The following is a 20,289-nucleotide window of genomic DNA, read 5'->3' as shown; positions in this document are numbered from 1 at the left end:
GCTAGACGAACAGAGAAGGATCGAACTCGTCCACGTTGACCGGCAGCAGCCGGGGCAGGGGGCGCTGGAACACGCGGGCGTTGAGCTCCAGGTCGACGACCTTCAGGCCCAGCGGGGTGAGATCGCGGAATTTCTGGCTCACGTACTCGCGCAGGCCCAGCACGGCGACCTGCCGCTTCTCTTCGAGCAGGGGCTTGAGCGCCTCCGCGAAGTCCGCGCCGTCGTGGCTGGCCAGGCCGACCGCCGCCTGCGGACGCTGGGTGCGGATGTTCTCCAGGAGCTTGAGGATGCCCAGGTCCACGACCTTCTGATCCGGACGGCCGTGCAGCAGCGCCACCTCACAGCCCGCGGACTTCAGCGCGCGCACGAAGCCAATCATCGCGTCCGGCAGCTGCTCACCCCGAGAGTTGAGCACCACCACGCAGCGCACCGGCTTGGGGAAATATGTGTCGCAGAAGGCGACGAGCCGGTCGAACTGCACCCGGTCCTGCGGCTCGGGCTTGCGCCCGACGATGTTGGAGACGGCCCAATCGACGTTCTCGGCGTCGATGAGGACGTAGGATGCGGCGGCGGGGCGGACGGATTGCATGGCGGGCACAATACGCGGGCTGCCGGCCGTTGGGGGTTTTCATCGACCCAGGCGAATTCGTTGGAACTCCTCGCGCAACAGCTCTGACACACGGCGCACCCGGGGAATATCCAGCGCGGACTTCGCGCACACCAGGTGGGTCTGGCTCCGGGAGAAGGGCCCCAGGTCCACCTCCAGAGGGACGAGGCGCGAGGGGCGGGTGAAGCGGTGCGCCATGCGCGCCATCACCATCGCGCCCAGGCCCGCCTCCGCCGCCGCGACCAGCACCAGGTAGTTGTCCGCCGTGAATGACGGACTGAAGCCGGGGATCATCGACTCCAGTTGGGGGTTGGGCGGGACTGCTTCGAAGGGGGGAGCCCAGGCCACCCAGGGCAGCTGCTGGAGCGATAGCTTCTTCGGCAGCCGGGCCTTCAGGGCCTTGGACACGAAGACGGCGTTGGGGACCTCCAGCGTGTCCACGAGCTTCAGGTCCGCGCTGGTGGGAGGCCGTCCGCGCAGCGCGAGGTCCGCCTCACCGCGCCCCAGGTCCAGGTATTGAATCTGGGATTGCACCTCCAGGCGCAGGCCCGGGTGCTTCTGGGAGACGAAGGCGGCGAAGGGGGCCAGGAAGTCGAAGCTCATGTAGGGCGTGGCCGTCACGCGCACGATGCCCCGGGGCGAGCTGTCCGCGGACTCCGCCGCGCGGTGCAGCTCCCCGGCCCACTCCGCCATCTTCTTCGCGGGCACGAGCAACCGCTCTCCCGCGGACGTGAGCGCCGCGCCATCCACGCTCCGGCGGAACAGCGCGGAGCCCACCGCGTACTCCAGCGCGGCCAGCCGCCGGCTCACCGTGGGTTGTCCGATGCGCAGCCTCCGCGCGGCCCCGCTGAAGCTGCCCGTCTCCGCGATGGCGAGGAACAGCCGGGCGTCGTCCCAGGAGATATCCATGAATGGATGGCATCATGCCGATTTCGCGGATTCCCATCCATGAGCGCATCGCGCATCGTGCCGCCTGTCCCGAACGCCCGGTGCCTCGCGCCGGAAGGAAGAAGGTGTCCGTCATGAAGTCCTCCCTGCTCGCGCTCTGCCTCTGTGTCGCTGGGTTCGCCACCGGCTGCGCCACGTCCTCGCACGGCGTCCAGAAGTCCACGCTCGGCGTGACGCGGCCGGCGGACGCGCTGCTCGCGGAGCTGGATGTGCCCGGGCCGGTGGAACTGGAGACCGTCACCTCGTGCGACTGGGCCGTGGACCGAAGCGGCCTCATCAACCTGGACCACCCGACGGCGAAGGCGGCGCACCTGGAGGACGGGGACGAGCCCGTGCAGGTCTTCTTCCACGCGATTCGTCATCCCACGAAGGGCATGTACATCGTGGACACCGGCGTGGAGACGGCGCTGCGGGACGCGCCGGACCGCGCGGCGCTGGGCGGCATCGTCACGAGCGCGATGCACATGGAGAAGATGACGGTGCTGGCGCCGCTGGGCGAGTGGCTGGCGAAGCAGCCCCAGCCGCTCTCTGGCGTCTTCCTCACGCACCTGCACCCGGACCACATCAGCGGCATGGCGGACGCACCGGCGGGGACGCCCGTGTACACCGGCCCGGGTGAGGCGGGCCTCCGCGCCTTCCGGAACCTGGTGGTGCAGGGCGCCACGGACCGCGCGCTGGAGGGCAAGCCGGCGCTGTCGGAGTGGAACTACACGGCCGACCCGAAGGGCCTCTTCGACGGCGCGGTGGACGTCTTCGGGGACGGCTCCGTGTGGGCGCTCTGGGTGCCGGGGCACACGCCGGGCAGCACCGCGTACCTCGTGCGCTCCACGAAGGGGCCGGTGCTGCTGTTGGGCGACGCCAGCCACACGCGCTGGGGCTGGGAGCACGACGTGGAGCCGGGCTCCTTCACGGACGACGGGCCCCGGGGCGTGGAGAGCTTCAAGAAGCTGCGCGCCTTTGTCGCGGCGCACCCGACGGTGGAGGTGCGCTTCGGCCACCAGCACTGAGGCGTTCTGCTCCCCGGAACGCGCGGCGGTAGGCGAGGGGGCTGGTGGTGACGAAGCGCTGGAAGTGTTCGCGGAAAGAGGTGGGCGAGCCGAAGCCCACTTCTTCAGCGACGGCCTCCACGGACTGCTCGGTGGTCTCCAGCAGGTACTGGGCGCGGCGCACGCGGGCGTGGAGGAGCCACTGGAGGGGCGTGGTGCCGGTCTGCTCCCGGAAGCGGCGGCTCAAGGTGCGCTCGCTCATCGCCGCCTTCCGGGCGAGGGCTGGGAGCGTCAGTGGCCGGTCCAGGTGGTCCTCCATCCAGTGCAGGAGCGGCTCCAGCGACGCGCCTTCGGGGGCGGGAGGCACGTGGGTGATGAACTGGGACTGGCCGCCGTCGCGCTCCAGCGGCATCACGGCCAGCCGCGCAGCGTCCGCCGCCACCGCGGCGCCATGGTCGCGCCGCACCATGTGCAGGCAGAGGTCCAGCCCCGCCGCCGCGCCCGCGGAGGTGAGGAACTGGCCGTTGTCGACGTAGAGGACATTCGGATCCACCTGGATGGACGGGAAGCGCCGGGCCAGCTCCTCCGTGGCCATCCAGTGCGTGGTCGCGCGCAGCCCATCGAGCAGCCCTGTCGCGGCCAGGAGGAACGCTCCCGAGCAGATGGACGCGATGCGCGTGCCCCGGCCCGCGGCCGCGCGGAGGACCTTCACGAGCCTGGGCGGCACGGGCCCGGAGACATCCGTGATGCCGGGCAGGATGATGGTGTCCGCGCGCGCCAGGGCGCCCAGGCCATAATGGGTCTTCACCCGGAACGCGCCCGCGTGGACCTCCGGCGTCAGTCCGCAGACGCGGACCTGATAGCCGGGGCCGCCGAAGGGCAGCCGCACATGGCGGAAGACCTCGGTGGGAATCGAGAGGTCGAAGGGCACCACTCCGTCCAGCGCGACGATTGCCACGGTGTGCATGTCGGGACGATGCCAGGGCTGGTGGGTTCCCGCCAAGGTAAGTCGTGGCGGGAAGTCGTCGAAAGATGGCGTTTCCGCCACTTACGGTGGGCGTGGGGCCCGTGTCATACGGACGGGGCTTCGTGGCGATGGCCGCCACGGCGTGCCAGGGACGTGTGACGGGGTGTTGATCTACCGCTTGCTGCTCCTGCTGAAGTTCGTGGGCGTGGTGCTCTACGGCGGCGGGCTCGTGGGGGCGCTGGTCGCGACGGAGTCCCGGGACCGCAAGCGCGCGGTGCACGCCATCGCGTCACCGGGGTTGGTGGTGACGTGGACGGCGGGCTACCTGCTCACGCTCCAGTTCAACATCGCATTGACGGAGGCGTGGATCCTGGGCGGGTTGACGCTGTCGCTGGTGTCGCAGCTGGCGCTGGTGGCCATGGCGTCCCGTGAGCGGCGCACGGTGGCGGGGGCACTCTGGGCCGCCGTGCCGTTCTTCTGCGTGTTGGTTCTGATGGTCTTCCGGCCGCGCTGGCCCTGGGTGGACACATGAATGCGCTGAGACAGCTGCGGTGGGTGGCCTTCCTGGAGGGGATGTCCTTCCTGGGGCTGCTCTTCATCGCGATGCCGGTGAAGTACCTGTTCGCTCAGCCCCTGGCGGTGCGGATCACAGGCAGCGTCCACGGGCTGTTGTTCCTGCTCTTCGTGTCCTCACTGTTCCGCGCGGCATCCGAACACGGCTGGACGGCGCGCCGTTCGCTCGCGGTGTTCGGCGCGTCGCTGGTGCCATTCGGGAACTTCGTGTTGGACCGCTCGCTGCGGCGGGAGGAGCAGCGAGCGGAGAGCTCCACACCTACCGCAGCCGGAACGAGCCCTCGGAGATGATCAGCAGCTCCACGCCGGTGGTGGCCTTGGGGCCGAAGGCCACCAGGGTGGCGGTGGCGCCGCCTCGCACCGCGGCGTCATAGGTGGCGAAGGCGTTGACCACCGCGTCCGCGAGCGCCGTGGCGGACGCCTTGCCGGACTGTTCCAGCACCGTGCCCAGCGCGGCTTCGAGCGTCGCGCCCGCCTGCGCGCCCGCATGCACCGCCGAGTCGAAGGCGAGCTGGTTGCTGCTCGTCACCCCCAGCTGGGCCCCCATCACGGTCGCGCTGCCGCCGGTGGCGAGCTGGGTGTTGTAGTTCGCCCAGGCCGTCGCGGCGGCGTTGGCCGCCGTGGCGGAAGAGAGGTTCGCTCGCAGCGACGTGGCGGCGGTGTTCGCCTGTTGCAGCGTCAGGTCGGTGGCGCTCGCGCCCTGGAGCAGGGCCTTCACGGCGGCCTCGGTGGCCCGGGCCTCCAGCGCGGCGGCGGCTCGCACCGACGCGTCCGCGACCGCGATGCCCGCTCCCGAGGACAGCCGCGCGTCCACCGCGATGCGATAGGACACGCTCGCCTCGCGCTCCGCCTGCTGGTCTTGCGCGTCGTTCGCCTGGGGCGTGGCCGCGCGCACCGCCGCGAAGAACGTGTCGTAGGCGCCCACCGCGGACTGTCCGCCGGCATCCAGTGACGCGTCCAACTGCGCGGACGCAGCCAACGACGCGCTGAAGAGCTGCTCCTGCGTGACGGCCACGCCAGCCCGGGCGTACGCCTTGATCCGAGTCGTCTGCGCCGCGCGCACCGCCGCGCTCAACGCCTCCACCGACTCCGCCGCCGTCGCCTTGAGCTGGCCGCGCACCGCCGCCGCCTGCTCCGAGTTCAACCGCGCGCGCAGGTCCACCGTGTCCACGCCTTCCGGCGAGTCCCCGTCCCGCACCATCTGGACGAAGACCTCCGCCTCCAGCGAGGACTCACTCGTGATGGGCGGCGCCGTGCGCGCGTCCTGGCCGGACCGCGGCGTCGTGGAGTCCAGCACCGCGGAGCCCACCGTGGCGGCGGACGCATTCACCGCTTCGATGATCAGCCGCTGCCCCTCGTCGTCCAGCTCCAGCGTGTAGCTGCCATCCGCCGCGACGTCGGCCTCCGCCAGCGTCGTCAGGTCTCCGGACGCCACCACGCGGCTGATCCGCACCGTGGTCGCCGCCGAGACCGTTCCATCCCCGGCCAGCGCGGGCGCGCCGTCGACGAGCCCCTGCGACTGCTGACCGCCTCCGTTGGTGACGTGCCCCCGGACCTTCACCTTGTCGTCGCCGCCACAGGCCGCGAGCATCCAGCACACCAGTGCACCCAGAACCACTTCACCCGCACGACGCTTCTGCATGGATGGGAAACCCCCGGCCGGGCGAAAAGTCGCCTCGGCGTCATGGCCGGAATTACGCACCAGGGGTTCGGCAGGATTCAAGCCGCCGTCAGCTCAGCTTCTCGAGCAGGCTCCGGAGCTCGGCCTGCTCCGCCGCACTCAAGCGACCGAGCCGCGCGCCGAACGCCTCCGACAGCATCGCGAGCCCTTTCGCCGTCACCTTGCGGCCCGCCGGGGTGACCTGCAGCCGGTGCCGCCGCAGGTCCTCGGCGTCAATCTCCCGGCGCAGGAAGCCCGCCGCCTCCAGCCGCTTCACGTACACCGTCACCGTCGGCTTCGGCATGCTCAGCGTCGCCGCCAGCTCGGCCGGGTAGGGGTGCTCCTCCACCTGCGCCAGCACGAACAGCTCCTTCGTGTCCAACCCCAGCCCGGAGATGTCGGGCGAGACACCGGAGATGACCGACATCAGCAGGTTGTAGTTCAGCGACCAGATCTTCGCCGGGTCGATCTTCGACATGAGCCCTTGCGCGGAAATTGGTACAAAATTAAATCAACTCAAGGCTGAACCAATTCGGCCTCCCTGAAACGGTAACACATCCCCAGGAGACTCCATGCCTCTCGACCACTACGTCACGCTCGGCCGCTCCGGCCTGCGCGTGAGCCCGCTGTGCCTTGGTGCGATGACGTTCGGTGAAGACCTTGGCTGGGGCACCAGCGTGGAGGAGTCCCAGCACATCATCGACCGGTTCATCGAACTGGGCGGCAACTTCATCGACACCGCGAACTTCTACACGAAGAGCCATTCCGAGAAGATCATCGGTGACCACGTCGGCAAGCACGCTGCCCGGCGCGACCGCCTGGTCATCGCCACGAAGTTCAGCGGCAACCTCTACCCCGGCGACCCGAACGGGGGCGGCTCCGGCCGCAAGTCCATCATCTCGGCGTGCGAGAACTCGCTCCGCCGCCTGCAGACCGACTACATCGACCTCTACTGGCTGCACAACTGGGACAAGCACACGCCCATGGACGAGACGATGGCCGCGCTCGAGGACCTGGTCCGGGCCGGCAAGGTCCGCTACCTCGGCGTCTCCGACACGCCTGCCTGGAAGGTCGTCGAAGCCAACGTTACCGCGCGCTTCCGGGGCTGGTCGGCCTTCATCGGGTTGCAGATTGAGTACTCGCTGCTCGAGCGCAGCGTGGAGCAGGAGCTGGTCCCCATGGCCCTGGAGCACGGGCTCGGCATCACCCCCTGGTCCCCGCTCAAGAGCGGCGCGCTCAGCGGCAAGTACACCCGCAAGAACGCGGGCCAGCTGAAGGGAGACCGGGGCGCCTTCATCGAGCCCTACCTGAACGAGAAGACCTACACCGTCGTCGACGCGCTCGAGGCCATCGCTCGTGCGCACGAGAGCACCCCGGCGCGCGTGGCGCTGGCCTGGGTCATGGCGAAGCCGGGAGTGGGCTCGACCATCATCGGCGCGCGGCGGATCGCGCAGCTCGAGGACAACCTGAAGGCCGCCGACGTGAAGCTCACGGCCGAGGAGATGGGGCGCCTGGATGAGCTCACGAAGCCCGCGTTCGGGTTCCCGCAGAGCATGGAGCCCATGTTCCCCGCCATCCACAACGGCGGGACGACGGTGAACGGAATCCAGATGCCGGCTTCCCCCTTCGGCGTGGAGAAGAACGACAAGGTCTACTGACCGTCGTCACCGGCGAGGCCGGGGCTTCGTGCCCGGCTTTGCCTCCTCGCGCGCGAACGCCTCCACCACGAAGTCCACGAACACTCGGACGCGAGGCGACAGGTGCCGGCGCTCCGGATAGACGACGAACACATCGGGCCCCGGCGAGTGCACCGCGCCGAGCACGGCCCGCAGCCTTCCGGACGCCAGCGCCTGCGTGGCGACGAACTCCGGGATGCGCGCGATGCCCACGCCCTCCTGCGCCAACGTCAGCAGCGCTTCGTTGTTGTCGGACGCGAAGGGGCCGGGCACGTCCACCTCCTTGCCATCCAGCCGCCACGGGACGCGCTGGCCGCCGCGCAGGTAGGCCAGACACGCGTGGCGCTGGAGGTCCGCCACCTTCCGCGGCGTGCCGTGCCGGCGCAGGTACGCGGGCGAGGCGCAGATGACGGCGCGAGACTCTCCCAGCCGCCGCCGCACGAGCCGCGTGTCCGCGCTCTCCCCCATGCGCAGCCCCACGTCCACGCGCTCCTCCACCAGGTCGATGAAGCGGTCCGTGAGCCCCAGCGCGCACTGAATCTGGGGATACGCGGCGAGGAACGACGGCAGCCGTGGCACCAGCCAGTGACGGCCCAGGTCCATGGGCGCGGTGACGTGCAGCGGGCCCCGTGGGCCTTTCGACTCGCGCAGTTCGCCCTGCGCCGCCTCCAGCTCCGCCACGATGCGCTGGCCCCGCTCGAAGAGGGACAGCCCCTCCGGTGTCGGCTGGAGCCGCCGCGTGCCTCGCTGGAGGAGCAGCACCCCCAACCGGCCCTCCAGGCGGGCCACCGTCTTGCTGACCGCGGAAGGGGAGACGCCGAGCGCCCGGGCCGCCGCGCTGAAGCTGCCCGTTTCGAGCGTGCGCACGAAGGCGCCCAGCCCTGCGAGCGGCTCCTGGATGAGGGTCATTCGAGAACTCTAGGAACAGGACATGTGCCCGGCAAGCCACTACCCGCCCATGGGGGAACAATGCAGGTTCCCTCCCATTCACGGGAGCGGATCATGAAAGTCTTCGTGTTGGGCGCGACGGGGTACATCGGCGGATCGGTGGCGGCGCGGTTGATGGCGGCGGGGCACCAGGTGGTGGGCACCGCCCGGACGCAGGACAAGGCGAAGGAACTGGAGGCGCGCGGCATCCAGGCGACGGTCGCTTCGTTCGATGACCTGGACGCGCTCGCGCGGCTGGCGAAGGAAGCTGACGCGGTCATCAACGCGGCGTCCGCGGACGAGCGCAAGGTGGTGGAGGCGCTGCTCGCCGCGCTGAAGGGCTCCGGCAAGCACTTCATCCACACCAGCGGCTCCAGCATCGTCGCCACCGACGCGGGCGGCGAGCTGACGGCGGGCGTGCACGACGAGGACACGCCCATCGAGCCCGTCCCGGAGAAGGTGGCGCGCATCTCGTTGGACAAGACGGTGCTGGACGCCGCGAAGGACGGCATCCACACGAACGTCATCTGCCCGTGCCTCATCTACGGCAAGGGCCTGGGGCTGAACCCGGACAGCGTGCAGCTGCCGCCGCTCATCCAGTACGCGCGCGAGACAGGCACGGCGCGCTACATCGGGAAGGGGGAGAACGTCTGGTCCAACGTGCACATCGAGGACCTGGCGGACCTGTACCTCCTGGTGCTGGAGCGCGCGCCGGCCGGCACGTTCTTCTTCGCGGAGAGCGGCGAGGCGAACTTCCGCGACGTGGTGACGGCCATTGGCAAGAGCCTCCACCTGCCCGTGGGCAGCATGCCGCTTCAGGAAGGGGAGAAGCGCTGGGGCGTGGAGCTGGGGCGGCTGGCGCTCGCGTCCAACAGCCGCATCCGCGCGAAGCGGGCCCGCGCGCTGGGCTGGAAGCCGCACCGTCCCTCCGTGTTCGACGTGCTCGCGGAGCTGAAGTAGTCACATGCCCGCGAAGAAGGCCGTGAGCCCGGCGAGGCTCGCGGCCTTCTTCATTCATGCCGGCGTCAGTCCGCCAGCATGAAGCCCACCTTGGCCTTGCGCGCCTGCGCCGGGAAGCTGCGCGCCACCGCGTCCGCCAGGTAGCCGGTGAGGTTGGGGAACACGTAGTCGCGCTCCGCGGCGGTGTTCAGCCCCAGCCACGAGGCCAGCGTCCAGCCGTACTGCTCCACCGTGAGCGTGGGAATCCAGCGGCCGCGCTCGTCCGTGGATCCATCCAGCGAACCGGACAGGTCCAGGTTGGGGAAGGTGCCGTAGAGCCTCTTGCCCGCCACGCGGTTGCCCAGGACGATGGCGTGGCCACCCCAGGCGTGGTCCGTGCCGCTGTCGCCGTTCTCCAGCAGCGTCCGGTTGAAGTCGCTCATGGTGAAGAGCGTGGCCTGCGGCGCGTTGGAGCCGAACGCGGCCTGGGTCTCCAGCAACGTCACCGACTTCTGGAACGCGTCGAGCGCGAAGTCCACCTGCTCCAGGAGCTTCGGCTGGTCCACGTCCTGGTTCTGGTGCGTGTCGAAGGAGCCGAAGCCCACGGAGAACACCTGACGCTTGAGGCCCAGGCCCGCGTTGCTCACCGGCATGGCGCCCGCCACCAGGTCGCGCACCACCTGGTAGAGCTGCGTGTGCAGCGTCCACTTCACGGTGTCCTCTGGCGGCAGCGTGGGCACGAAGTAGCCCTCGATGGCGTCGCGGGTGGCCTGCGGCAACTGGGCCCACGCCGCGTCGCGCGCGGCGGCGCGGGCGGCGGAGAAGGTCTGCGCCGTGGTGAACACGCCCGCGTAGGCCGTCTCCAGCACGTTGCCATCCTGCACCGTCATCACGTCCGCCAGCGCCGCCTGCTGGAGCAGGTCGAAGTCCGACGCCGGGGTGTTGACGGTGCGGAACGAGAGCGTGCCATCCGGGGCGACCATCATGGGCTTGCGGTCCACGCCCGCGCAGAAGCGCGGCTTGCCTCCGAACGACGTCACCTCCGGGTAGTCCGGCGGCGTGCTGGTGTTGAGCACGTGGAGCTTGTCCGCCGTGCGGCCACCCCAGCCCGTCACCTTGATGTCGGAGGTGACGGTGCTGGAGCCAGGGTTGGCCAGCGCGCTCGCCCAGGCGTCCTGCTGGTCGCTGTGGGAGAAGAGGTTCTCCGGAACGGTGGTGCCGCCGGCCAGGTAGTCCGCCTTGGTCAGTGGGAGCACCAGCGGGCCCACGTTGCACACGAACGCGGCGCGGCCCGCCTCGAAGTGCGCGCGCAGCTTCGAAAGCGTCTTGGGCAGCGCGAACGAGCCCGCGGCCAGGTCCGTGGGGTTGATGAGGTCCATCTGGTCCGTCTTCAGACCGATGGTGGGACGGGCGGCCAGGTACTTCGCGTAGGCGTTCGTCTCGCGCGGGATGAGGATGTTGTTGCTGTCATTGCCTCCCAGCAGGAAGACACAGACGGCGACGCGGCTGCCGGAGTAGCCACCGATGGTGGCGGCGTGGGCGTTGCCCACCCAGCGGGGAAGGGCGGCCGCGGCGGCCAGGAATCCCAGGCCCTGCGTGGCGCGCCGGAGGAACTGTCGACGGGTCGTGGTCATGGGGTTCACCGCTGGATCTGGAAGGAGGGGGAGAGGAGCGTCAGGTAGAGCGCCAGCTTCTTCTTGCGGATGAGCGTGTTCGCCCGGCTGTCACCCATCGACGTCAGCAGCTTCTGCTCCAGCTCCGGCGCCATCGTGCCGTGCAGCCAGTAGCGGCCCAGGTACGCGACCAGCTCCGGGTTGGTGGACGGCAAGAGGTCGTAGTCCACGGTGATGCCCGCGTTGGCCGCGCTGTTGGCGTAGAGGAACTCGTGCAGGAAGTTGGCGCGGGCCGTGATGGTGGCCGTGTCCAGGATGGCGAACTCCGGGCCCACGAGGCCGTCCGCGCCCGGCAGCGGCGCGTTGGGCGGGTAGAAGCTGAACACGGAGGGCGAACGGCTCACCCACTGGTTCATCGACTTGCTCCAGTTGCTGAGCTTCAGCCCCGGGTCCTTGGTGGCCGTGTCCAGCGTGGGATCCAACCAGCGGACCACGTTGGTGACGAACAGCGCGGGCGAGCGCAGGTGGCCATAGCCGGGCCTGAGCGCCACGGGCGGCTGGGCGCCACGCGCCTCGGTGTCCTCCAGGATGGCGCGCACCACCGCCTGGAGATTGCCGCGCGTCCCGGTGCCGTCGTTCTTGAAGACGTTGGCCACGCGCCGGACGTAGTTGGGCGTCGGGTTGCTCGTGACCAGGTGCTGGATGAGCTGCTTGCTGATGAAGGGCGGGACGTTGGCGTCGTTGAAGACGTTGTTCAGCGCCTGCGTCAGATGCGTGGTGCTGTTCCCGCCCGCCGTGGTGGTGACGCCCCGCAGGAGCGTCTGGCTGCTCGTGTCGTGGTTGTTGTCACAGGGCATCAGCGGGTTCTTGTAGTCGGGCGTATTGTTGGCGGCGCCCTTGGCCGGACACCCCGTGGCGTTCCAGGTCCAGCCGGACAGGGCGTGCGCGAAGGCCTTCACCTGCTCCTCGCTGTACGCGCGCTGCCGGTTGCCGCTGGCGTCCAGCAGCGGGGTGCCGTCGTTGTTCAGCTTGTCCGTGCCCAGCGTGAAGAGCTGGAGCATCTCCCGCGCGTAGTTCTCGTTCGGGTCAATGGGGTTGCCGTTCTTGTCGAAGGCGCGGTTGTTCGCCATGTCCAGGTAGCGGCCCATGGCGGGGTCCTTCGTCACGGCCTCCAGCAGCGTGCGGAAGTTGCCGAAGGCGTGCTGCGACAGCAGGTTCATGTACCCCGCGAGCGCCACCTTGGAGTCCGCGTAGGGCGTCTTCGTGGACTCCGGGATGCCGTTCTGGGAGACGACGAGGATCTGACTGAGCGCGAACGCCACGCGCTGGCGGAGCTGATCCTCCCCCGTCACCGCGCGCTGGAAGAACTGCGAGCCCAGGTCCTGGGCGCTCTCCCCGTCGTACGGCGTGGCGGGCTGGAGCGCGAACTGGTCCGTGAGCGACTGGGTGATGCCCACGGACATCACGCGCTCCACGGTGCCCACCGGCGCGGGGGCCACGCCGCGCGCCAGCTTGGGACCGAAGGAGGACTGCTCCAGGAAGCGGATGCTGTTCGCCTCACCGGGCGTCTCCAGGGACTCGGCGGCCTGTTCGGCCCGGCCCAGGACTTCCTGCTGTTCGGGGGGAGGGGACTCTGTTGCGGAGGGCCCTTCAGCCTGTGTGCAGGACGTGGCGCACAGGACGAGGGCCAGGGCGGTGCGACGAAGCATCCGGAACCTCCTGGAGACTGCGGGGGTGATCGACCCCGGAACGCCGGGGCCGCGACGTCGGAAAAGATTCTAAGAGATATGTAAATTCATTGAAAGCGGCTTTTTCTGGTAGTTCCGGAACCATGGGATGCCGGAGGTTTCCCGGGTGGGTGCTCGGGTCCTGGGGCTCAGGTGGTGTAGAGACAACCGGGTGAGTCGTTCCCTGGTCCCCACGCGCCCCGTCTCCACGGCCGCCTTCCATGGCGTGACGCTGGCCTTCTTCACGGGCTCCGCGGCGTGGCTCGTGCGCGAGTCGCGGGAGCTGGGAGGCCGTCCCGGGATGATGGCGCTGGCCGTGGCGGTGGCCGCGGCGGGCCTGGCGCTCGTGGCGCTGGGCGCGCTCGTGGGGCTGCTGCGCGGCGGAAGGCTCCTGGCGCTGCGCTCGCGCGCGGAGATGGGCACCTATGCGCTGGTGCTCGCGACCATGGCCGTGCTGGCGCTGGTGGGCCTGCGGCTCTTCTCGTCGGAGGGCCGGCCCGCGCTCGCCACGTTCTGCCTGGGCGTCGCCGGGTGGCTCGCGGGCGTGGGCCTGCATGGAGTGCCCGCGCTGTTCCTCGGCCCCACGGGCTTCATCGATTCGCTGGGGCGGCGCACGCCGTTCTCCCGGCTGGAGTGGTTCACATTCCAGCGGGAGACGGGCGACCTGCCTCGCGTGCGCCTCCAGGCGGGGCACGGGACGCGGCTGCTGCTGGCCGCTCGGCTCGCGAGCTCGGACGAGGACGCGGTGCGGACCGCGCTCGTCGGGGCGGGCCTTACTTCCCGGCGGAGGTAGCGTCCTTCCACGGGTCTCCGCCCACGCCGAAGGCCTCCAGCTGGAAGGACTGCGTGCCGGAGACGCGCACCAGGCCCAGCACCGGGACGCTGGGGGACCACTGGGCGGTGATGCCTCCGGCGTACGAGTACTCCGACACCGCCAGCTTCTTGCCGGCGAGGGTCTCCGTCGTCGTCCGCAGCGGGTGGGGCCTCCGCTCGGCGCCCGGTTGGTTGAACGGCGCGGGCGTGTCGTTCGGCGGACGGCCGGGCACTCGCAAACGCATGAGCAGCACGCTCTTCGCGCTGAAGCGCTCGCCCTCCACCAGGAAGTCGAAGCCCACGCGTCCGGTGGCGGGGACGTCGAGCTCAATGAGGACCCAGCGGCCACGCTTGCCCTCGTGGCGTCCCGGACCGCCCAGCTTGATCACGAACTCCGGAGGCCCGTCCGGCGACGTGTTCACGTAGCGCGCCCAGCCGCCTTCACGCACGACGAGCGGCAGGCCGAACAGCGCATCCGGTGCGCCGTCCTGCGCCCGCGCGGGCAGGGCCCCCAGGCCCACGAGCAGCAACGCGAGCAGCGTCAGCAGCCGTCCCATGTGTCCCCCGGACTTGTCCGGCGCGGAGCCCCGGACCGATAGTGCTGTTCCCATGCGCCGCCTCCTGTGTCCCGTGTGCACCGCCGTGCTGCTCTCCGCCACGCCGGCCACGTCCGCCGCGCCCGACGCGGGCATCGCTCCCGCCCCGCCCACTACGACGGTGGCCACCTCCGACGCGGGAACGCCCGCCCCCGAGGATCCGCCCATCGCCCCCGAGCGCCTCGCGGAGGCACGCGCCCTGGTGCCGCCGCTGCTGCTCTACGGCCAGCTCCAGCCCGTCGTGGGCACGTGGGTGGAATACACCGTCCGTTCGAAGCAGGTCACCTTCCCCGTGCGCGCCGCCGTCGTGGGCGAGACGCCGCGCGAACGCGACACGCTCTACCAGGTGGAGCTGGACTACCAGACGACGCCCCGCGCCCTCATCATCGCCTGGGTGGCTCGCGCCGGTACCGGCCGCGCCGTGGTGGAGCGGCTGGCCATCACCGTGCCGCCCAACACCCCCGTCGCCATCCCGGTGGACCTGGTCGCGGACCACGCCGCGCTCCGGGGCGCGCCCGTCCGCCAGCGCGACACCGACCTGCGCACCGGCCTCTTCGCTGGCAAGGGACGGGAGCAGACCTTCCGCCTGGCGTCCGGCGAGCAGGTGACCGTGGTGACGGCGGCCACGGTGCCGGTGTTCGGCGTGGAGTCCCTGCGCGACGCGGAGGTCACCTGGACGGCGCGCAAGAGCGGCACCGGAGCCCGTCCCATGTTGGACGTTGTGCCGCTCACGCTGCCCCGGCTGCCCGTGCCCTGAGCCGGGGCCTCAGCCGAAGGGGTAGCCCAGCACGCAGTAGAAGCCGCGGATGTAGATGGTGAGCGCCGCGAACATATCCGGCGCGAACGTGGTGATGGAGACGCCGGTGAGAATGAACACCATCAGCAACACCGTGAACTCCGCCATGGCCTGCCCCCGCGAACGGGGACGCCGCAGCCACCGGTAGCCTCGCGACAACCAGCCATTCATCGATTCGACTCCTGGGGAAGAGGGGCACGTTCCATCACGAACGTGATGAGGGATTCGGGGGGACCGTCCTTGTCGAGCGGCGACAGCGTCAGCGACAGCCGCTCACCGGGGCGCTCGAACTCCAGGAGCTCCACGCCCTTCGCCAGGCGCCCGCCCGAAGGCATGTAGCCGCGAGAGGGCATCTGCGCCCGGTAGAACTCCGCGAGCATCGCGGGCGTGCCATGCGCCACCTGCGTGAGCGTGGTGCTGCCCGCGCTGGCGCCGCCGCTGCCTTCGTCCAGGCGCAGCACCGTCACCACGCCCGGAGGCTGCGGCAGCGACGCGGGCGCCGTCCCCTGCAGGTGGATGCCCTCGGGCGCCTCCACCAGCGAGGGGAACACCAGCGTGCGCGTCGTGGCACCGCCCGCGCGGATGGTGGTGACGGCCACCAGCGCGCCCATCCGCTCGTCGTAGTAGTTCACGGAGCCGCCACCCGAGCCGTCGTCCTGCGTGACGATGTTGCGGCCGCGCAGCCGGAACTCCCGCGCGTAGTACTCCAGCACCTCGCCCGGCGGATGATCCGTGTCGAAGTAGCCCATCTCCATGGGGCTGCCATTGGTCATCAGCCGGCCCATGGGCACCATCACCGCGCCGGGGAAGGACGGCATCACGCGCATCAACTTGCCCACGCCCGCATCAGGGAACGGCGGCGCCGGGGGCAGGGCGACCTCCGGCTGCGAGGGCGGCTTCGCCGGGAGCGCCGTCGCCGGAGCCGGCGGATCCTTCAACACCACGGCGGTGGCCACGAGCGCGAGCAGTCCGCCCAGGCCCAGCCAGCGCGTGAGCGCGCCCGTGCGGTCCGTCAGCCCACTCATGGGAGGGTGCATGCGTCGTCGCTGTAGTGGAAGTACGCCGCCGCCGCGGAGGTGGACTTCGTGTAGATGGATTCCGGCGCGTTGGAGATGGTGGCGCCCTGGAAGAAGTTGCCCCGGCACCGGTACGCGCGCATGGGCCAGTTGGCATCCCGGCCGGTGGAGCTGGAGAGGCCACGCTTGGTATTGATGGCGCTGGGCTCGCAGTTGCCGTAGCAGTAGCTCGTGTCGTTGCGCCAGTAGGCGGCCTGGAGCACGTCGCCGGGCACCGTGCGCGTGGGCCGGACCGCGTTGAAGTTGCCCGCGGCCGGCACCTCGCGGATGACCACGGACTGGCGGATGTATTCATCGGAGAAGGGGAAGTCGATCCCCAGCACGCCCAGCACCGACCCGATGGAGTTCAGCGTCCCGCCGCTCACGCCCGCGTAGACGATGTTGCTCGAGCGGTCGTGCGTGAGCTGCTCCACGCGGGGATAGGTCTGCGCGGGATTCTCACCCGGCCCCCAGGCCCTCCACGTGTCGTGGTAGAGGTAGAAGTGCTCCTCGAAGTGGAGGTCCAGCTGATTGCCGTCGAAGCCCGTCGTGTAGAGCGCGATCTCCCGGGGAATGATGCGGTTGACCAGGCGGATCTGCACGTCCGTCTGGACCGCCCCGACGCTGGGGTCGAAGCCCATGTCCTGGGCCAGCTGCGCCGGCGAGCCGCCCAGCGCGCTGACCGCGGCGGCCGCGATGCCCCCCACGCCCGACTGCGCACCCAGGTCGGACATCCCCACCTCTTCGAGCGGCGCCTCCGCGTTCCGGGCCTGGACGTTGATGGTGAGCCCGTTGCGGTAGGCCGTGCCCAGCGTGCCCGTCTTGGTGGAGCCGTCCAGGTCCTGGTAGCGCGTCCTCGCCTCGGCGACGACGGCGTTGAGGTCCTGGCGCACCGTGCGCTCGAAGGCCACGAAGCGCGCCATCTCCGCCATCTTCAGGCGCGCGCGCTGCACCTCCCAGAAGTAGTTCGCCCAGAGGACCAGCACGACGAGCAGCGGCGCCAGGAGCGCCAGCTCCACCGTCGCTGAACCCCGCGCCGCGCGGCGGCCCGGCCGCGTCAGTAGTTGATGCCGTTGAGCAGCCATTCGCTGTCCTCCCAGGCGGGCACCATCCACTTGAGGTGGTCTTCGTCCCAGTGCGTGTTGATGGGCGCCAGTCGCGCGGTCCAGAGCGGGTTGAAGAAGTTGGGCTCCTCCTTCCACGCGTTGGGCCGGTGGTAGATGGCGCGGCCCACCGCCATGGCCATCATGCCGCCCGTGCGCTCGCGGAAGTCCGCCGCGTAGCCGTCCTGCTTGCCGCCCACGTAACGCCAGGTCATGTCCAGGTACGACTCGCGGATGCCCTCTTGGGTGTTCTCTTTGAGGAGTTTGTCGTACTCGCCGCTGCCGCTGCCCGCCATGAACGCGTTCTGGGACAGGTTCTCCATCTCGTAGACCGGCTTGTTGCCGGTGCGGTCCGCGCCCATGTCCTTGCCCAGGACGATGAGGTTGCACGGGTAGCCGAAGTGGTTCTGCCGGGGGGTGACGAAGCTGGTGTCGGACGTGACGAACGGCGTGATGCCCATCCAGGGGTGGTGGTCATCCGTCTTGTTGGAGCCGTATTCCTGGTGGAAGCCGCCCCGGTTGTCCGCCGCCGCCCGGAAGCGCAGCCGGAAAACGTCGCTCCAGCCGAAGATGAAGCAGGTGGGGCGCACCTCGATGCGGATGTCGTCCGACGCGAAGAGCTGATCCTTGCGGTTGTTCTCGAAGTTCTCGTCGAAGCTCTTGATTTGACTGTCCGCCGTCTTGCGGATGCGCAGCTCGCCAATGACGACGCACAGCCGGAACTCCCACCTGCGCCCGATGAGGATGGGCCCCTCGCCCTCGGCCGTCCACCGCCGGCGCACGCCGTTGGCCAGGTTGCCCATGAGCAGGCGGTACTTGGCCATGTTCGGATCCGACAGCTTGTTGCCCGTCACCAGCTTCCCCCGCGTCATCATGCCGGTGGGGTCCACACCCATGGTGGGACTGCTGCTGAAGGGGCCGTCGTCCAGGACGTGCAGGAAGTTCTTGGCGTTGGAGTAGTTGATGTCGGTCGAGTTCTTGAACAACGCGGAGACCGTGGCGGTCTTCGTGAAGGAGTCCCCTGAATTCATGTCCTTGGTGACGACCGCCTTCGGGTCGGTCGTCTCGATGACGTTCCCGTGCCCCTTGGAGGTGTAGAGGTCGAAGAGGGTGCCCGTCAGCATCGCCTCCTGGGCCAGCCACAGCGCGATGTTGAGCGCTGTCAGCACCGGGATGAGTAACCGGGAGATGGTCTCCACCGTCACCTTCCACGTTTTTATCGCCGTGGAGACGGCGGCGAAGACAGCGCCGATGCCTGGGATGTATTGCAGGTACTTGGCCGCCACGCCGATGGTGCGGTCCAGGTACACCGCGTGGCTCACGTAGGACATCACCGTGAGCATCGCGGAGTAGTGCACGATCATCGCGCGGTTGGTGTACGCGAGGAAGTTGTAGGCCCGCGCCTCCTTCACCGCCAGCGAGTACGCCTGCGCGTCCGCGGCGTCCTGCAGCTTTATCTTCTCGTACACGCCCTGGCCGATGTTCACCGACACCATGACGGTGACGGCCAGCACCAGCATGACCACCACCCCCAGCACCATGGCCTGTCCGCGCTCGTCGCGCCGCAGCCTCCGCAGAATCCGAAACATCGAGGGGGTCCTTCTGGCCGGCGCCGGGGGAGACGCTAGCCGTCCACGGCGCACGCGTTGGGACCGTGCGAGCCGCTGTTGAGGAGGTTGGACTGCATGCGCATCGAATAGGTCGCGACGACGGGGATGGCGAAGACGTTGCTGTCCGCGAGCGCGCGGATCTTCTTGTGGTCCGGGCTCTGGCCCGCGCCCGCGTCCTCCAGGTGGTCCGTGAGGCTGCCGCCGTTCACCTTCTGGGTGGTGAAGTTGACGCCCCGCATGGCCAGGCCGTTCAGCGCCTCGCGGCCCATGTAGAACGCGTGCAGCTGCCAGTTCGCGAACGGGATGCGCATCTCATAGAAGTAGGTGATGCGCACCGTGAGGAGGTTGGCCTCGATGACCTGCGCGTTGCGGATGTCGTCGTAGTCCACCTCCAGGCCCTGCATGTGTGAGCCGTAGGAGGCGAAGAGGGTGGGCAGCTGGCTGCGCCGGGGGTTGGTCACCTCCACCCGCACGCGCTCCAGGTCCACCTGCTGGAAGCGCTGGTTCTGGGCGGCCTGGCTTCCGACCGTGTACGCGTCATGGACCTTCGCCACGTTGATGAGCGTGTCCACCCGGCCCTTGCCGCCGGAGCTGGGGGGGCCCAGGGTGGGCAGGACCGCCGCGTAGGCGGCCTTCTTCATGATCTCGCAGTCGCCGCTGTTGACGATGCCCGCGCGCGCCGCCCGGTACGCGGCGTACTCCGTCATCAGCCGCGCGTGGTGGAGCGTCCCCAGCTGGAGGATGCCCAGGATGAGGAACACCATCACCGGGATGACCAGCGCGGACTCCACGAGCACCTGGCCCGACTCACCGGGATGGGTTGAAAGGGACCTTTTCATGGGACGTCCAATCTTCACACGGCGTGTTACCGGGATGCCAGTCGGCGGCCCTTCGGTCGCCCGCCAGCCTCCCCCATGAAACAGGGCCCTATCCAATACACGACGTAAAAAGACGGTATCGGGCACGTGGCCGCGCCGTGCCGCGGGACGCCACCCGGCGGGTGGAGGCGAAAGCTACCGGGAGCGCCGCGCGGGCTTCGGGCCCTGCACCAGCGAGGCGACGAGGGTTCGCGCCAGCGCCTCCGCCGGTGAGCCCTGGAACCCGGAGCAGGTGAGCTTGAGGCTGATGATGCCGTGCAGCCCCGCCCAGAAGACCTCCGCCAGCTGCTCCGCGGGAGTGGCCTCCGGGGCCCGGCCGGCTGCCTTCAGGTCCTCGAAGGCCCTCACCAGCAGTGCGAAGGACCGGGGGCCCTCGCCGTGCTGCTTGTCCTGGAAGAGCTCCGCGGACAGCTTGGGGTCCTCCATGAAGATGAGGCGGTAGGTCTCCGGGTGCTTCAGGCCAAAGGCCACGTAGGCCTCCGCCATGCGTGACAGCCGCTCCACGGGCTCCTTCACGGTGGCCGGCGGCTCCAGCGCCGCGAGCAGCTCCTGGAAGCCGCGCACGCACAGCTCCCGCGCGATGGCGTCGCGGTTCTCGAAGTGCAGGTAGAGCGTCGCGGGCGCGTACTCCACCGCGTCCGCCAGCTTGCGCATGGAGAGGGCCCCGAACCCCTCCTTCATCACCATGTCGCGAGCCACCCGGAGGATGTTCCCCCGCAGCTCCGCCCGCTGTCGCTCCTTGCGCTCCGTGATGCCCATGTCACGAGGGTAGGCCTTGACGTAACGAACGGACAGCAATAAATGAACGGCGTTCA

General features: G+C 69.6%; 22 protein-coding genes. 7 read left to right on the top strand and 15 right to left on the bottom strand.

Going from position 1 to position 20,289, the window contains the following annotated elements; translation table 11 throughout:
* Nucleotide 1 precedes the first annotated feature (1 nt).
* Nucleotides 2-589, bottom strand: a complete 588-nt coding sequence (locus tag D7Y11_RS04725) for an NYN domain-containing protein (protein ID WP_120579214.1) — start codon at nt 587-589, stop codon at nt 2-4.
* 39 nt (nt 590-628) lie between these two features.
* The gene (locus tag D7Y11_RS04720; RefSeq protein WP_126933124.1) at nt 629-1,516 is read right to left on the bottom strand and encodes a LysR family transcriptional regulator; all 888 of its coding nucleotides are present in this window, start codon (nt 1,514-1,516) and stop codon (nt 629-631) included.
* A gap of 113 nt (nt 1,517-1,629) precedes the next feature.
* On the opposite strand from D7Y11_RS04720, the gene D7Y11_RS04715 reads away from it, so the two are divergent.
* Entirely contained in the window at nt 1,630-2,562 is a 933-nt protein-coding gene (locus D7Y11_RS04715) for an MBL fold metallo-hydrolase (protein ID WP_126933123.1), read from the top strand.
* Here the strand turns inward: D7Y11_RS04715 and D7Y11_RS04710 are convergent.
* Nucleotides 2,495-3,508 (bottom strand): GlxA family transcriptional regulator, encoded by a 1,014-nt coding sequence (locus tag D7Y11_RS04710; RefSeq protein ID WP_126933122.1) that lies wholly within the window; start codon nt 3,506-3,508, stop codon nt 2,495-2,497. The two genes, D7Y11_RS04715 and D7Y11_RS04710, sit on opposite strands and share 68 nt — an antisense overlap.
* Nucleotides 3,509-3,671: 163 nt before the next feature.
* Here D7Y11_RS04710 and D7Y11_RS04705 point away from each other — a divergent pair, with 163 nt between their 5' ends.
* Both D7Y11_RS04705 and D7Y11_RS04700 read left to right on the top strand, forming a co-directional pair.
* Nucleotides 3,672-4,040: a hypothetical protein gene (locus D7Y11_RS04705; protein WP_120579205.1), complete on the top strand. Its 369-nt coding sequence runs from the start codon at nt 3,672-3,674 to the stop codon at nt 4,038-4,040.
* On the top strand, nt 4,037-4,372 hold the full coding sequence (locus tag D7Y11_RS04700; protein ID WP_120579204.1) for a DUF3817 domain-containing protein: 336 nt from the start codon (nt 4,037-4,039) through the stop codon (nt 4,370-4,372). Before D7Y11_RS04705 ends, D7Y11_RS04700 begins: the two co-directional genes overlap by 4 nt.
* Here D7Y11_RS04700 and D7Y11_RS04695 read toward each other — a convergent pair.
* Both D7Y11_RS04695 and D7Y11_RS04690 read right to left on the bottom strand, forming a co-directional pair.
* A complete protein-coding gene (locus tag D7Y11_RS04695) occupies nt 4,341-5,723 on the bottom strand; it encodes a hypothetical protein (protein ID WP_126933121.1) in 1,383 nt (460 codons plus the stop codon). The two genes, D7Y11_RS04700 and D7Y11_RS04695, sit on opposite strands and share 32 nt — an antisense overlap.
* Before the next feature lie 88 nt (nt 5,724-5,811).
* A complete protein-coding gene (locus tag D7Y11_RS04690; RefSeq protein WP_171807564.1) occupies nt 5,812-6,219 on the bottom strand; it encodes a MarR family winged helix-turn-helix transcriptional regulator in 408 nt (135 codons plus the stop codon).
* Between the two features lie 94 nt (nt 6,220-6,313).
* Between D7Y11_RS04690 and D7Y11_RS04685 the strand changes: the two genes are divergently transcribed.
* On the top strand, nt 6,314-7,399 hold the full coding sequence (locus D7Y11_RS04685; protein WP_120579202.1) for an aldo/keto reductase: 1,086 nt from the start codon (nt 6,314-6,316) through the stop codon (nt 7,397-7,399).
* A 6-nt stretch (nt 7,400-7,405) separates the two neighbouring features.
* Here D7Y11_RS04685 and D7Y11_RS04680 read toward each other — a convergent pair whose 3' ends face one another.
* Nucleotides 7,406-8,326, bottom strand: coding sequence for a LysR family transcriptional regulator (locus D7Y11_RS04680; RefSeq protein WP_126933120.1), 921 nt, complete (start codon nt 8,324-8,326; stop codon nt 7,406-7,408).
* 93 nt (nt 8,327-8,419) lie between these two features.
* On the opposite strand from D7Y11_RS04680, the gene D7Y11_RS04675 reads away from it, so the two are divergent.
* Nucleotides 8,420-9,304: an NAD-dependent epimerase/dehydratase family protein gene (locus D7Y11_RS04675; protein ID WP_120579200.1), complete on the top strand. Its 885-nt coding sequence runs from the start codon at nt 8,420-8,422 to the stop codon at nt 9,302-9,304.
* Nucleotides 9,305-9,369: 65 nt separating this feature from the next.
* On the opposite strand, the gene D7Y11_RS04670 is transcribed toward D7Y11_RS04675, so the two are convergent.
* Together D7Y11_RS04670 and D7Y11_RS04665 are read right to left on the bottom strand one after the other, a co-directional pair.
* Nucleotides 9,370-10,917 carry a DUF1501 domain-containing protein gene (locus tag D7Y11_RS04670; protein WP_126933119.1) on the bottom strand — a complete coding sequence of 516 codons (1,548 nt, stop codon included), beginning with the start codon at nt 10,915-10,917 and terminating at the stop codon, nt 9,370-9,372.
* A 5-nt stretch (nt 10,918-10,922) separates the two neighbouring features.
* Nucleotides 10,923-12,605, bottom strand: coding sequence for a DUF1800 family protein (locus D7Y11_RS04665; protein WP_126933118.1), 1,683 nt, complete (start codon nt 12,603-12,605; stop codon nt 10,923-10,925).
* Nucleotides 12,606-12,795: 190 nt separating this feature from the next.
* On the opposite strand from D7Y11_RS04665, the gene D7Y11_RS04660 reads away from it, so the two are divergent.
* Nucleotides 12,796-13,416, top strand: a complete 621-nt coding sequence (locus D7Y11_RS04660) for a hypothetical protein (protein WP_233597257.1) — start codon at nt 12,796-12,798, stop codon at nt 13,414-13,416.
* Here the strand turns inward: D7Y11_RS04660 and D7Y11_RS04655 are convergent.
* Nucleotides 13,397-14,047: a hypothetical protein gene (locus tag D7Y11_RS04655; protein WP_233597256.1), complete on the bottom strand. Its 651-nt coding sequence runs from the start codon at nt 14,045-14,047 to the stop codon at nt 13,397-13,399. The two genes, D7Y11_RS04660 and D7Y11_RS04655, sit on opposite strands and share 20 nt — an antisense overlap.
* On the opposite strand from D7Y11_RS04655, the gene D7Y11_RS04650 reads away from it, so the two are divergent.
* Complete coding sequence (locus D7Y11_RS04650; protein WP_121752453.1) at nt 14,046-14,789, top strand: hypothetical protein; 744 nt, start codon at nt 14,046-14,048, stop codon at nt 14,787-14,789. The genes D7Y11_RS04655 and D7Y11_RS04650 overlap by 2 nt on opposite strands.
* Nucleotides 14,790-14,798: 9 nt before the next feature.
* Here the strand turns inward: D7Y11_RS04650 and D7Y11_RS04645 are convergent, their stop codons facing one another.
* The 6 genes from D7Y11_RS04645 to D7Y11_RS04620 form a co-directional block, all read right to left on the bottom strand.
* Nucleotides 14,799-14,999, bottom strand: coding sequence for a hypothetical protein (locus D7Y11_RS04645; RefSeq protein WP_120580979.1), 201 nt, complete (start codon nt 14,997-14,999; stop codon nt 14,799-14,801).
* Nucleotides 14,996-15,853 carry a hypothetical protein gene (locus D7Y11_RS04640; protein ID WP_120580980.1) on the bottom strand — a complete coding sequence of 286 codons (858 nt, stop codon included), beginning with the start codon at nt 15,851-15,853 and terminating at the stop codon, nt 14,996-14,998. Before D7Y11_RS04640 ends, D7Y11_RS04645 begins: the two co-directional genes overlap by 4 nt.
* Nucleotides 15,850-16,968, bottom strand: a complete 1,119-nt coding sequence (locus D7Y11_RS04635) for a pilus assembly protein (RefSeq protein WP_233607198.1) — start codon at nt 16,966-16,968, stop codon at nt 15,850-15,852. Before D7Y11_RS04635 ends, D7Y11_RS04640 begins: the two co-directional genes overlap by 4 nt.
* Nucleotides 16,941-18,575, bottom strand: a complete 1,635-nt coding sequence (locus tag D7Y11_RS04630; RefSeq protein ID WP_126933117.1) for a pilus assembly protein — start codon at nt 18,573-18,575, stop codon at nt 16,941-16,943. Before D7Y11_RS04630 ends, D7Y11_RS04635 begins: the two co-directional genes overlap by 28 nt.
* A gap of 35 nt (nt 18,576-18,610) precedes the next feature.
* Complete coding sequence (locus D7Y11_RS04625) at nt 18,611-19,435, bottom strand: TadE family protein (protein ID WP_121752455.1); 825 nt, start codon at nt 19,433-19,435, stop codon at nt 18,611-18,613.
* Between the two features lie 174 nt (nt 19,436-19,609).
* The gene (locus D7Y11_RS04620) at nt 19,610-20,233 is read right to left on the bottom strand and encodes a TetR/AcrR family transcriptional regulator (RefSeq protein ID WP_169819810.1); all 624 of its coding nucleotides are present in this window, start codon (nt 20,231-20,233) and stop codon (nt 19,610-19,612) included.
* Between the last annotated feature and the right edge of the window lie 56 nt (nt 20,234-20,289).

The organism is Corallococcus sp. AB018, from assembly GCF_003986945.1.
Taxonomy (GTDB): Bacteria; Myxococcota; Myxococcia; order Myxococcales; family Myxococcaceae; genus Corallococcus; species Corallococcus exiguus.
This window is presented reverse-complemented; position numbering and strand designations above follow the sequence as displayed.